Here is a 12,561-nt window from a genome sequence, read left to right as displayed (position 1 = left end):
CGGGCCGAGCGGAGCGAGGCACGGGGGGCAGCGGGGTCCTTAATGTATCGTCCCGATACATCGATCCGCAGACGACGAGGGGGCGACGTGCTCGAGTTCGCCATCCTCGGCCTGCTGCACCAGTCGCCGATGCACGGCTACGAGCTGCGCAAACAGCTTGCCCAGGTGCTCGGCGGGCTGCGCAGCATCTCCTACGGGTCGCTGTACCCCGCGCTCAAGCGGCTGTACGCCGCCGGCTACGTCACCACCGACGAGCCGGACCCGCGCGCACCCCTGCCGGCGGACGCACCGCCGCTGACCGGCCGCCGCGGGAAGGTGGTCTACACGATCACCGCCGAGGGCAAGGAGCGCTTCCACGAGCTGGTGAGCCAGTCCGGCCCGGAGGCGTACGACGACGGCGGGCTCTTCGGCGTCCGCCTGGCGTTCTTCCGGCACACCGCCGCGGACGTCCGGCTGCGGATCCTCGAGGGCCGCCGCCGCACCGTCGAGCGGCAGCGCGAGGGCCTGCGGGCCTCGCTGAGCCGGACCCGCGAGCGGCTGGACCGCTACACCCTCGAGCTGCAGCGCCACGGTCTGGACTCCGTCGACCGTGAGGTCCGCTGGCTGGCCGAGCTCATCGACCGCGAGCTGACCGACAGCGAAGGGCGCCGAGACGACGGCGCCGCCCAGGGGGACCCGCCGGCACAGGCGCCACCCGAGCCCTGACCAGCACCTCCCGACGACCCGGCGGGAGAGCTCCGCGCCCGCCACCCCCAGCAGGACCGTCAGCGGTCCGCGTCCACCGGCCGCACCCGGTCCGAGAACAAGGAGATGTCCATGGGATCCGTCAAGGTCGCCATCGTCGGCGTCGGCAACTGCGCCGCCTCGCTCGTGCAGGGCGTGCACTACTACCGCGACGCCGACGAGACCACGTCGGTGCCGGGCCTGATGCACGTGCGCTTCGGCGACTACCACGTCAGCGACGTGCAGTTCGTCGCCGCGTTCGACGTCGACGCCAAGAAGGTCGGCCGCGACCTCTCCGAGGCCATCGTCGCCAGCGAGAACAACACGATCACCATCTGCGACGTCCCGCCGCTGGGCGTGACGGTGCAGCGCGGCACCACGCTCGACGGCCTGGGCAAGTACTACCGGGCGACCATCGAGGAGTCCGACGAGGAGCCGGTGGACGTCGTCGCGGCGCTGCGCGAGTCCGGTGCCGACGTGCTGGTCTGCTACCTCCCGGTCGGCTCGCAGCAGGCCGCCGAGTTCTACGCGCAGTGCGCGCTGGACGCCGGCGTGGCCTTCGTGAACGCGCTGCCGGTCTTCATCGCGGGGACGCCGGAGTGGGCCGACAGGTTCACCGCGGCCGGGGTCCCGATCGTCGGCGACGACATCAAGTCGCAGGTCGGCGCGACCATCACCCACCGGGTGCTGGCCAAGCTCTTCGAGGACCGCGGCGTGCAGCTCGACCGCACCATGCAGCTCAACGTCGGCGGGAACATGGACTTCAAGAACATGCTCGAGCGGGAGCGACTGGAGTCCAAGAAGATCTCCAAGACCCAGGCCGTCACCAGCCAGGTCGACCGGGACATGGGCACCGACAACGTGCACATCGGCCCCTCGGACCACGTGCCGTGGCTGTCGGACCGCAAGTGGGCCTACGTGCGCCTCGAGGGCCGCGCGTTCGGCGACGTCCCGCTGAACCTGGAGTACAAGCTCGAGGTCTGGGACTCCCCGAACTCGGCCGGCATCATCATCGACGCCGTCCGGGCCGCGAAGATCGCGAAGGACCGCGGGGTCGGCGGCCCGATCCTCTCCGCGTCGTCCTACTTCATGAAGAGCCCGCCGGTGCAATACAGCGACAGCGAGGCCCGCGACGCCGTCGAGGCGTTCATCCGGGGTGACCTGGAGCGGTGAGGACACCCCTGCGGAGGGGCCGGCCGGCTCCTCCGCAGGGTCCCGCCGCGAGCCGGCGAGAGGCGGGGGCAGAGGGGTCCTCCTACCGCGTGGGACGGCGCCGGCGACCTGCCCGGATGCCTACGCTGACCGCATGCCCGCCCGCCGCCGTCCGCTGCTGCCCGCGCTGGGGCTGACGGTGGCGCTGCTGGCCGGCTGCGGCGGCACCGACGAGCGTGCGGAGGGCGCGCCGGTCACCGAGGAGGAGGCCGCCCTCCTCGCCCAGCTGCTGGCCGACACCCACGACCGGGGCGGCGCGGACTTCGTCGTCACCGCCCCGTACGGCGAGGACACCGTGCTCACCCTCACCGGGGAGGTCGACCTCGCCGGCGGTGCCGGGCGCGCACAGGCGGTCACGACGTACGGCGACGACCGCGCCGACGAGACCCGAACCCTCTTCTTCACCGCCGACGAGCTGTGGTTCGGCGAGGTGCCGGGCCTCCCGGCCGCGCTGGGCGCCGAGGGTCTGCCCGAGGCCTCCTACGTGCGCCGTCCCGTCGCGCTGGGGGAGCAGGCGCCGCTGGTGGACGTCCTCACCCGGGTGGTGCTCAACCTCGCCGCCGAGGAGCCGGACGACACCGGCGACTTCCGCGCCGCGGGCTACACGTGGGCGGGCGACCGCTCGATCGACGGGGAGCTGGCCCAGCTCTACGCCTCGGAGGCCGGCTGGTCGGTCGCGGTCGACCGCTCCACCGACCTGCTGGTGCAGTACCGCACCCCGCTGCCGGGTCAGGAGTTCGAGGTGACGGTCACGCTGTCCGACCACGGCCCGCGGGAGATCACGCTGCCGGCCGAGGGGGAGTCCGTGGACGGCGAGGCGCACCCGGACGTGGCGGCGACCGTCGGGTTGTAGTCGAAGGACCCGCTGCCCCCCACCATGGAAGGACCTGAGGGGAGGGGGCGGGACCCTGCAGGGGGCGGGGCCTGCAGGATCCGGGACATGAGGGGAGGGGGCGGCCTCTTCCCCAGACCGCCCCCTCCGGGCACGTTCCTACCAGACGCGGGGCGTCCCCGCACCCACCGACGCGCCGGTCAGTTCACGGTCGGGTCGGCCGGTGCCGTCGACAGCACCGCCAGCGGCCCGGTCTGGCGGCCCATCACCCGGCGCCACAGCTCCGGGCCGGCCAGCTCGCTGAGCACGTCGTCCGGGCGGCCCGGCACGCAGGCCCAGGCGCCCTCGGCGACCTCGGCGGCCAGCTGGCCCGGCGACCAGCCCGCGTAGCCGGCGAACACCCGCAGGCCCCGCACCCGGCCGACCAGCTCGTCGGGGTCGGCGTCCAGGTCGACCAGGTGCACGTCGCCGGCCACCGGCCGCAGGCCGCAGTCCCCGCTCGGGGTGGTGCAGACGGCGAGGCACAGCGCCGTGTCCGTCTCGCACGGGCCGCCGACGTGGAACACGCCGGGGTCGACGGCGAGGTCGCACCAGCCGGGCAGCACGTCGCCGATCTCCACCTGGCTCGGCCGGCCCAGCACGACGCCCAGCGTGCCGCTGTCGTTGTGGTCGAGCACGAACACGACCGTGCCGGCGAAGGTGGGGTCGGTGAGCCCCGGCATCGCCACGAGCAGCGAGCCGGGGCGGACGTCGTCCAGGGTGCCCGTCGAGAGCGCCGGGACCGGGTCCGGACGGCGTCGGCCCGTCGCGGGCCGGGCCGGCGGCCCCGACTCGGGATCGGGCGAGGACGGGGGAGTCATCGCTCTCCAGTGTGCCCCACGGGAACGCCGACCGGCGGGCGGAACTCTCCCCGCGGGGAAGGGTCTTTCGGCCCGTCGTCCACCCTGAGGGGAGGGGAGGCCATCGTAGGGTGACCGGGTGCGGCAGGCGGGGACGACCGTGCGCTCGCTGCTGGCCCGCCCCGACTTCCGACGGCTGCTGGCCACCCGGCTGTCCGCCCAGTTCGGGGACGGCGTGCTGCAGGCCACCCTCGCCGGGACCGTCCTGTTCAACCCGCAGCGGGCCACCGACCCGGTCGCGGTCGCCGCCGCGTTCGCCGTCCTGCTCCTGCCGTACTCGCTGGTGGGGCCCTTCGCCGGCGTCTGGCTGGACCGGTGGCGCCGGCGGCAGGTGCTGGTGCACGCCGACCTGCTGCGCGCGGCGCTGGTCGGCGTCCTGGCACTGCTCGTGGCGGGCGGGTCGACCGGTCTGCCGTTCCTGCTCGCCGGGCTGGCGCTGTTCTCCGTCGCCCGCTTCGTGCTGTCGGCGCTGTCGGCGGCCCTGCCGCACACGACGGTGGACCTGGTGCCGGCCAACGCGCTGTCCACGACGTCGGGCGCGGTGGCCACGGTGGTCGGCGGGGCGGCCGCGGTCGCGGTGCAGCAGGTCGCCGGCATCGCCGGTGACGCCGGGTACGCGCTGCTGACCCTCGGCGCGGCCGGGCCCTACCTGCTCGCCGCGGCGGCCGCCGCCGGGTTCCCCCCGGGCGCGCTCGGCCCGGACGGGACCGCGGACTCGTCCGCCCGCCAGGTGCTCGTCGGCCTGGTCGCCGGCGTGCGCCACGTGCGGGCCCGCCCACCGGCGGTCCCCGCGCTGGCCGTCATCACCGTGCACCGGCTCTGCTTCGGCGTGCTGACACTGATGACGCTGCTGTTCTCCCGCGCCACCGCACCGCCCGGGGCGGGGCTGCTGGGCGTGGGGACGGCGGTGGCCGCCGGCGCGGTCGGCACGCTGCTGGCCGCCGCGGTCACCCCCGGGGCGGTGCGCCGGCTCGGGACGGCGCGGTGGGTGACCCTGCTGCTGGCGCTCGGGGGCGTGCTGCTGACCGCACTCGCGCTGCCCTTCCTGCCGGTCACGGTGGTGCTGGCCGGCGCGGTGCTCGGGTTCCTGGGTCAGGGCGTGAAGATCTGCGTCGACGCGACCCTGCAGCAGGCGGTGGACGACGACGTCCGCGGCCGGGTGTTCTCGGTCTACGACGTGCTCGTCAACGTCGGCTACGTCGTCGCGCTGCTGGCCGCGGCGTTCCTGCTGCCGGCCGACGGCGTCTCCCCGCCCGCCGTGGTCGCCGTCGGCACGGCCTACGTCCTCACGGCCCTCTACGCCGCTCGCGCCCTGCTGCGGCGCTGACCGGCCGGGGGCCTAGAGCTCCGGGACGCAGGGTCCCTGGCCGAGGCGGGCCAGGCCCGCGAGGTCCCCGGCGGCGTAGTCGGTGACGCCGGGCACGGTCTCCGGGTAGAGCAGCTGGGAGTCGTCGTCCACGTGGTCGAGGCCCACCAGGTGGGCCAGCTCGTGCAGCACGACACCCGAGGCCGTGGCCGCGCCGCCGGGCTGCGCGAGGATCTCGGGGAACTGCTCGGCGTCGAGGGTCACCGTGCCGGTGACGTAGACCCGGGCGCCCTCGCCCAGCGACACCGCCAGGCTGCCGGCCTCGCCGACGGTGTCGCCCGCGAGCCCCGGCGCCTCGGCCGCCGTCCGCCAGCTGACCAGGACCGGGGCCCAGCGGTCGCCGTAGCGGTCGGGCTGGTACGCCGCCCGCTCCAGGGACGGCACCTCGTCGGTCGGGCCGTCGTACACGAACACCAGGCCGGTCGCCCGGCCGAGCCGGGCGACGGCCGCGTGCACCATCTCCTCCCCGCCAGTGGGGGACTCGTCGGGCCGGACGACGTAGCGGACGACGCGGCACGGGTCGTAGGCCACCGGCGTCGTCCCGTCGGCCTGCAGCAGCGAGAACGCGTGCGGTCCGCCACCCTCGGGGACGGGCTGCGGGACCCCCCGCGGCGAGCCGCTCGCGTCGACGCCGGGGGTGGGGCGGTCCGACGGGGCGGCCGCCACCGGGACGCCCGCGCCCGGTGCGGGGTCGGCCGCGACGACGCGGTCCCACGGCCACTGCACGGTCCCGGTGAGGAGGGCGGCCCCCAGCGAGCCGCCGACGACCAGCAGGACGGCGAGCAGGCCAAGCAGGCCCGAGCCGCGGCGCCGGCGCGGGGGCGGCTCCGCGGCACGCCAGGGGACCGGCCGGACCGGCAGGCCGAGTGCCTCGTCCACCACCCACTGCGGCGTGCGTCCGCTCGGCGAGGTGGGCAGCCCCGACCGCGGCTCCGGGCCGTCCTCGTCGCGCACGTGTCTCCTGTCGGCAGCCGGCGGCCCGGGCTGTAGCCGGGTCAGCCGTGGCGGGTGGCCCACCAGGCGCGCAGCTCGGCCTCGGCCGCGTCGGGGTCGAGCGGGCCGCGCTCGAGCCGCAGGTCCTTGAGGAACCGCCACGCCGCGCCGACGTCGGGGCCCTCCCCGATCCCCAGGATCGCCATGATCGCCTTGCCGTCGAGGTCCGGGCGCACCCGCGCGAGGTCCTCGGCCGCCGACAGCTCGGCGATCCGCTGCTCCAGCGAGTCGTACGTCGCCGCCAGTGCGGCCGCCCGGCGCCGGTTGCGGGTCGTGCAGTCCGAGCGCACCAGCTTGTGCAGCCGGAGCAGCAGGTCCCCGGCGTCGGTGACGTAGCGGCGGACGGCCGAGTCGGTCCACTCGCCGCGGCCGTAGCCGTGGAAGCGCAGGTGCAGGACGGTCAGCCGGGCGACCGCCTCCACGACCTCCTTGGAGTACCGGAGCGCCTGCAGCCGCTTGCGGACCAGCTTCGCGCCGACCACCTCGTGGTGGTGGAAGGAGACCCGGCCGCGCGGCTCGTGCCGGCGGGTGGCCGGCTTGCCGATGTCGTGCAGCAGCGCGGCCAGCCGCAGCACGAGGTCGGGCGACTCGTGGTCCGGGTCGGCCTCCTCCAGGGCGATCGCCCGGTCGAGCACCGTCAGCGAGTGGCTGTAGACGTCCTTGTGCTGGTGGTGCTCGTCGATCTCCATGCGCAGCGCGGAGAGCTCCGGCAGGACGACGTCGGCCAGGCCCGTGGCGACGAACAGCTCCAGCGCCGCCCGGGGGGAGTGCTGCAGCAGCGTCTTCGACAGCTCCACCTGGACCCGCTCCGGGGTGATGCGGCCCAGCTCGGGCGCCAGCGAGGTCATCGCCTCGACCACCTCGTCGACCGGCGTCAAGCCCAGCTGGGAGACGAACCGGACCGCGCGGAGCATCCGCAGCGGGTCGTCGGCGAAGGACTCGACCGCCGTGCCCGGCGTCCGCAGCCGACCGGCCAGCAGGTCACCCAGGCCTCCGTAGGGGTCGGTGACGGTGCGGTCGGGCCCCAGGGAGACCGCCATCGCGTTCACGGTGAAGTCGCGACGGGCGAGGTCGTCGACGAGCGAGTCGCCCCACGCCACCTCCGGGTTCCGCGACTCCCGGTCGTAGCGGTCGGCGCGGAAGGTGGTGATCTCCAGCCGGACGCCGCCCACCTCGGCCCCCACCGTCCCGAAGGCGATGCCGGTGTTCCACGTGGAACTGGCGAACCCGCGGAGCAGCTGCAGCACCTGCTCGGGCCGGGCGTCGGTGGTGACGTCGAGGTCGCCGGGCACCGTGCCGGCTCCCCGCCCACCCCCGGAGCCCGCGGACAGCAGCGCGTCGCGGACCGAGCCCCCGACGAGGTGCACCTCGAACCCGGCGGCGGTGAAGCGCTCCCCGAGCCGGGTCAGCACGGGGGAGAGGTCGACCAGCTCGCGCACCGTCTCCTGGACGGCGGGCGGCACGGGGGCAGCAGCCGCCGTCGGAGGGGAAGGCTCACCGGACACGACGATCCAGGGTACTGCCGTGGCGCGCGCTACCCTCCTGGCATGGCTGGGACGGGCGGGCGCGGGCGCCCCGGCCGCCGCTTGCGGCGGGTCGACGAGACCTCCGCCGGGGGCCTGGTGGTGGCCGACGACCCCGTCACGGGGCCGCGCGCCGCCCTCATCGGCCGCACCGACCGACGCGGCCGGCTGCTCTGGTCCCTGCCCAAGGGTCACATCGAGGAGGGCGAGACCCCGGAGGACACCGCCGTCCGGGAGGTCGCCGAGGAGACGGGGATCATCGGCGAGGTCGTCGCCCCGCTGGGCATCATCGACTTCTGGTTCGTCGCCGACGGCCGCCGTGTGCACAAGACGGTGCACCACTTCCTGCTGCGCGCCATCGGCGGAGCCCTGTCCGACGCCGACATCGAGGTGACCGAGGTCGCCTGGGTGCCGCTCGACGAGCTCAGCACCCGGCTGGCCTACGCCGACGAGCGGGCGCTGGTCGAGCGGGCCCCCGCCCTCCTCGCCGACAGCGCGTGAGCCAGCTCGCGAGCGCACCGGGGGGCACAGCAGCCGACCGGGTCGCGGTGGCGACGACCGGCGAGGAGCTGCGGTGAGCCGGCCGGCTGCCGGGCGCACCGGCGGCCGGTCCGCCGCCCGGGGCCCCGGCCGCACCGCCCGGGGGACGACGGTCGCCGCCGCGCTGGCCGGCGTGCTCACCGCCCCGCTCGTCACGCTGGCGCCGGCCGCGGCCGCCGCGCCCCGGGAACCCGCCACGACCGAAGCGACCTCCGACGAGCGCCCGGTCGGCGTCCGGCTCACCCGCCTGGACCCCCGCACGCTGGTGCCGGGCGCGACGGTCACCATCGAGGGCGAGCTGACCAACACCGGCACGGAGACGCTCACCGACCTCGACGTGCGGCTGCAGCGCGGCGAGCCGTTGGACACGCGCGGCGAGCTGCAGGCCGTCGACGGCGACCCCGACCCGGTCGCCGTCGCCACCACGCCGTTCCAGGACGTGACCGCTGAGCTGCCCCCGGGCGGGGCCGTCCCCTTCAGCCTCACCACGACCAGCGACGCGCTGGCGATCGACCGGGACGGCGTCCACCCGGTGCTGCTCAACCTCAACGGCATCGGCGCCGACGGGGAGCGCCGCCGGGTCGGGGAGCTGACCACCTACCTCGTGCAGCCGCCGGCGGTGCCCGCGACGCCGACCGGCGTCGCCTGGCTCTGGCCGTTGGTCGAGCGCACCCACCGCGACGCCTCCGGCACCTTCGTCGACGACCGGCTGACCGACGAGGTGGCGGCCGGCGGCCGGCTGGACCGGGCACTGGCTACCGTGGAGCGGCTCCCCGAGACCGCCCCGCCCGAGGGCGGCGAGCCGGCGCCGGTGGTGCCGGTGACCCTGGCCGTGGACCCCGCGCTCGTCGAGGAGCTGCAGGTCATGGCCGACGGCCCGTATCCCGTCGGCGGGGAGGAGGACGCCGGCTCCGGCAGCGACGAGGCCGCCGCCTGGCTCACCCGGCTGCGCGCCGTGGCCGCCGACCACCCGGTGGTCGCGCTGCCCTACGGCGACGTCGACGCCGACTCCCTCACCGGCGCGGGCCTCTCCGCGGTCGTCAGCCGCAGCCTCCCCGGCAGTGCCGAGGGGACGGCACAGGACGACCCCGACGCGCCCGCCGCGCCACCGACCGGCGCGCCGGCCGAGACCGAGGCCGACGGGACCGCCGGCGCGGACATCCTCCGGGAGGTGCTGGGCGTGGAAGCCCGCACCGACCTCGCCTGGGCCGTCGGCGGCGCGCTGCGCCCGGAGACGCTCGACGTCCTCCGGGACGGCGGCGTCGAGGAGGTCGTCCTGGCCCCCGGCGGGCTCATCGACGGCGCGGCCGCACTCGGCCTCGAGGGCCCGGCCGTCGCCCGGACGACGGTGCCCGCCGGGGACGGCGCGGTCGACGCCCTGGTCGCCGATCCCGCACTCAGCGGCCTGGCGGGCGGGGCGCCGGTCGCCGGCGGACCCCGCGCCGCCGAGCAGCGCTCGGTCGCCGAGCTGGTGCTGCAGACGCTCCAGCCGGGCGACGCCGCCACCGGGCAGACCCTGCTCGTGGCCCCGCCGCGCGAGGTCGACCCCGACCCGGCCACGGTCAGCGCGGTGATGGCCGCCGCCGCGACACTGCCGGGGCTGCGGCCGCTGTCGGTGGCCCAGCTCGGCGACGGCCCGGTCGCCGACACCGGCGAGCTGGCCGCCCCGGAGGACCCAGGTGGCCTCGAGGCCGCCGGGCTGGCCGACGTCGCCGAAGCGGTGCGCGTCCGCGACCAGCTCGCCGGCGCGGTCGTCGGGAACGCGGACGCGGTGCTCGCGCCCTGGGACGCCGCGGTCGCCCGCACCACCTCCGCCGCGTGGCGGGACGATCCCGCCGCCTTCCTCTCGGCCGCCGCGGACCTGCGGACGACGGTCCGGCGGTTGCTCGAGCGGGTCACGCTGCTCGCCCCGGCCGCCGGCATCTACAGCCTGGCCTCCAGCGACTCCCCGCTCGTGCTCACCGTCAGCAACGAGCTGCCCTTCGCCCTCCGCGTGCAGCTGCGGGTGCAGAGCCGCGGCAACGCGCTGTCGGTGGGCGACCTCGGCGACCAGGTGCTCGGCCCCGAGCAGCGAACGACGCTGCAGGTCCCGGCGCAGGTGCGGCAGTCCGGCCGCTTCGGCGTCGCGGCCACGCTCGTCACCCCGGACGGCGCCCCGCTGGGCGACCCGGTGCAGCTGCAGGTGCAGAGCACCGCGTACGGCACCATCTCGGTGGTCATCACGATCGGCGCCGCGGCGCTGCTCGGACTGCTCTTCCTGCGCCGGCTGGTGCGCTTCGTGCTGCGCCGCCGCCGCGGCGTCCCCGGCGACGAGGACGGCGACCTGCCCGGCCCGGCCCCCGAGGGCGCGGCCGTCCCGCTGCCGCCCACGCGGAGTCCGGTGTGAGCGAGGTCACGAGCTCGCACGAGGAGCACCGCAGCCCCGCGGACGGGGCCGCCGAGCGCCGGCCCCGGGGCGATCGCGGCGCGGGGGAGCAGCCCCGTCGGCCGCTGCCCCCCGTCCCGCCGCCGCCCGCCGCGCCGCCCCGCCCCGCCGACCGCACCCGGGCCCCGGGCGACGGCCGCGGGGAGCCGCCGCCGGTGGGCGGTCCGCGGACCCCGCCGGCGCTGCCGCTGCCCCCGCCGCCGTACCCCAAGGCGCCGCCCGGGGGGCGGCCGCTGCCGCCGGTCCCGCCGCCGGCACCGCGCGTCCGCGACCTGCCGCCGGTGCCGCCGCCGCGGCGCGCCTCCCGGTGGGTCCCCGGGCCCGACGACACCCAGCTCATCCCGGTGCTGCCGGCGGTGCCGCGCCGCGTCGACGAGACCGACGAGGAGGTCGAGGCCCGCGAGGGCCGGCCGGGCGCCAGCGGCGGCATCCTGCGCGCCGCCGGCACGATGGCCGTGGCCACGCTCGTCTCCCGCATCACCGGACTGCTGCGGACCATGGTGCTCACCGCGGCGCTGGGCGTCGGCCTGGTCGGCGACGCCTACAACACGTCCAACACGCTGCCCAACATCGTCTACGAGCTGCTGCTGGGCGGGGTGCTCACCTCGGTCGTCGTCCCGCTGCTCGTGCGGGCCCAGGAGCGGGACGACGACGACGGGACCGCCTACGCCCAGCGGCTGGCCACCGTCGCGACCGCCGGGCTGGTCCTGGTCACCGGACTCGCGATCCTGGCCGCGCCCCTGCTGACCGCGCTGTACGGCCTCGACGAGGACCCCGACCAGTACCGGCTGGCGACCTGGCTGGCCCGCATCCTGCTCGTGGAGATCGTCTTCTACGGCCTCGGCGCCCTGGCGCAGGCGATCCTCAACTCCCGCGGGGTGTTCGGCCCGCCGGCCTGGGCGCCGGTGCTCAACAACGTCGTCGTCATCGCCACCGGGCTGCTGTTCCTCGCCGCCACCGGCCCCGGTCAGCTCACGCCGGTGACCATCACTGACGGCCAGGTGTGGCTCCTCGGTGCCGGCACCACGCTGGGCATCGCCGTCCAGGCCTTGGTGCTGCTGCCGCTGCTGCGCCGGGCCGGCGTCCCGCTGCGTCCCCGCTGGGGGCTCCGCGACACCGGGCTGGGCGAGGCGGCCAGGCTCGGCCTCTGGGTGATCGGCTACGTGGCGGCCAGCCAGGTCGGCGTCGTGGTGGCCACCCGCATCGCCAACGCCGCCGGGCGCGCCGGCGGGCTCGGCTCGATCGGGTTCGCCAACGCCAGCCTGCTGTTCCAGATGCCCTACGGGATCATCGGTGTCGCGCTGCTGACCGCGCTGGTCCCGCGCCTGAGCCGGGCCGCCGCGCGCGCCGACGTCCCCGGTGTGGTGCGCGACCTCTCCCTCGGCACGCGGCTGTCGGCCCTCGGCCTGCTGCCGCTCAGCGCCGCGCTGACCGTGCTCGGCCCCACGCTGGCTGTCGTCGTCTTCGCCCGCGGCAACACCGGCGCCGACGATGCCCGCGCCATCGGCCTCGCGCTCGCCGTGGGCGCGTTCGGGCTGCTCCCGATGGCGGTGACCCTGCTGCAGCTGCGGGTCTTCTACGCCATGAAGGACTCGCGCACCCCCACGCTGATCCAGGTGGGGATGGTCACCGTCCGCGTGTCGCTGCTGCTGCTCGTGCCGGTCGTCGTCCCGCCCGAGCGGGTGGTGGCCGGGCTGATGCTGGTCACCAGCGTCACGTACGTGGCCGGCTGGCTGATCGGGCACGCCGTGCTGCACCGCCGGCTCGGGACGCTGGAGAACCGCGCCACGCTGGTCCCCGTGCTGCGCGTCACCCTGGTCGCGGTCGTCGCCGGCCTGCTGGGCTGGCTGGCGGTGTCCCTGGCCGACGGCGCACTGGGACCGTCGGTGGCAGGCTCGCTCGGCACCGTGCTGCTCGGTACCGTGGTCATCGGCGTCGCGACCCTGATCGGGTTCGTGCTCGCCCGCGTCCCCGAGGTCCAGGAGCCCCTGGCCGCCGTCCGGGCCCGGCTGGGGCGCAGGTGAGCGGCGTGGCGCCGCCGCCGGGGC

At 76.4% G+C, this 12,561-nt stretch carries 10 protein-coding genes; 7 read left to right on the top strand and 3 right to left on the bottom strand.

Annotated elements, in window-relative coordinates:
• Positions 1-87 precede the first annotated feature (87 nt).
• The 3 genes from BLW63_RS16215 to BLW63_RS16205 all read left to right on the top strand — a co-directional run bounded on the left by BLW63_RS16215 (position 88) and on the right by BLW63_RS16205 (position 2,788).
• A complete protein-coding gene (locus tag BLW63_RS16215; protein WP_091158369.1) occupies positions 88-705 on the top strand; it encodes a PadR family transcriptional regulator in 618 nt (205 codons plus the stop codon).
• A 111-nt stretch (positions 706-816) separates the two neighbouring features.
• A complete protein-coding gene (locus BLW63_RS16210; protein WP_091158366.1) occupies positions 817-1,896 on the top strand; it encodes an inositol-3-phosphate synthase in 1,080 nt (359 codons plus the stop codon).
• A 133-nt stretch (positions 1,897-2,029) separates the two neighbouring features.
• Positions 2,030-2,788 (top strand): hypothetical protein, encoded by a 759-nt coding sequence (locus BLW63_RS16205; protein ID WP_091158363.1) that lies wholly within the window; start codon positions 2,030-2,032, stop codon positions 2,786-2,788.
• 179 nt (positions 2,789-2,967) lie between these two features.
• Here BLW63_RS16205 and BLW63_RS16200 read toward each other — a convergent pair whose 3' ends face one another.
• Positions 2,968-3,627 (bottom strand): YqgE/AlgH family protein, encoded by a 660-nt coding sequence (locus BLW63_RS16200; protein ID WP_244522620.1) that lies wholly within the window; start codon positions 3,625-3,627, stop codon positions 2,968-2,970.
• A gap of 118 nt (positions 3,628-3,745) precedes the next feature.
• On the opposite strand from BLW63_RS16200, the gene BLW63_RS16195 reads away from it, so the two are divergent.
• Positions 3,746-4,993: an MFS transporter gene (locus tag BLW63_RS16195; protein WP_091158360.1), complete on the top strand. Its 1,248-nt coding sequence runs from the start codon at positions 3,746-3,748 to the stop codon at positions 4,991-4,993.
• 12 nt (positions 4,994-5,005) lie between these two features.
• On the opposite strand, the gene BLW63_RS16190 is transcribed toward BLW63_RS16195, so the two are convergent.
• Both BLW63_RS16190 and BLW63_RS16185 read right to left on the bottom strand, forming a co-directional pair.
• A complete protein-coding gene (locus tag BLW63_RS16190; RefSeq protein WP_091158357.1) occupies positions 5,006-5,986 on the bottom strand; it encodes a peptidase in 981 nt (326 codons plus the stop codon).
• A 41-nt stretch (positions 5,987-6,027) separates the two neighbouring features.
• Positions 6,028-7,488: a CCA tRNA nucleotidyltransferase gene (locus BLW63_RS16185; RefSeq protein WP_091158354.1), complete on the bottom strand. Its 1,461-nt coding sequence runs from the start codon at positions 7,486-7,488 to the stop codon at positions 6,028-6,030.
• 84 nt (positions 7,489-7,572) lie between these two features.
• On the opposite strand from BLW63_RS16185, the gene BLW63_RS16180 reads away from it, so the two are divergent.
• The 3 genes from BLW63_RS16180 to murJ all read left to right on the top strand — a co-directional run bounded on the left by BLW63_RS16180 (position 7,573) and on the right by murJ (position 12,537).
• The gene (locus tag BLW63_RS16180; protein WP_091158352.1) at positions 7,573-8,049 is read left to right on the top strand and encodes an NUDIX hydrolase; all 477 of its coding nucleotides are present in this window, start codon (positions 7,573-7,575) and stop codon (positions 8,047-8,049) included.
• Positions 8,050-8,122: 73 nt separating this feature from the next.
• Positions 8,123-10,474 carry a DUF6049 family protein gene (locus BLW63_RS16175; protein WP_091158350.1) on the top strand — a complete coding sequence of 784 codons (2,352 nt, stop codon included), beginning with the start codon at positions 8,123-8,125 and terminating at the stop codon, positions 10,472-10,474.
• On the top strand, positions 10,471-12,537 hold the full coding sequence (murJ, locus tag BLW63_RS16170) for a murein biosynthesis integral membrane protein MurJ (protein WP_091158348.1): 2,067 nt from the start codon (positions 10,471-10,473) through the stop codon (positions 12,535-12,537). The genes BLW63_RS16175 and murJ overlap by 4 nt, the downstream gene beginning before the upstream one ends.
• Positions 12,538-12,561: the final 24 nt, after the last annotated feature.

Origin of the sequence: Geodermatophilus africanus, assembly GCF_900107105.1 — a bacterium.
Taxonomy (GTDB): Bacteria; Actinomycetota; Actinomycetes; order Mycobacteriales; family Geodermatophilaceae; genus Geodermatophilus; species Geodermatophilus africanus.
The sequence above is the reverse complement of the archived record's forward strand: the minus strand, read 5'-3'. Positions and strand labels throughout refer to the sequence as shown.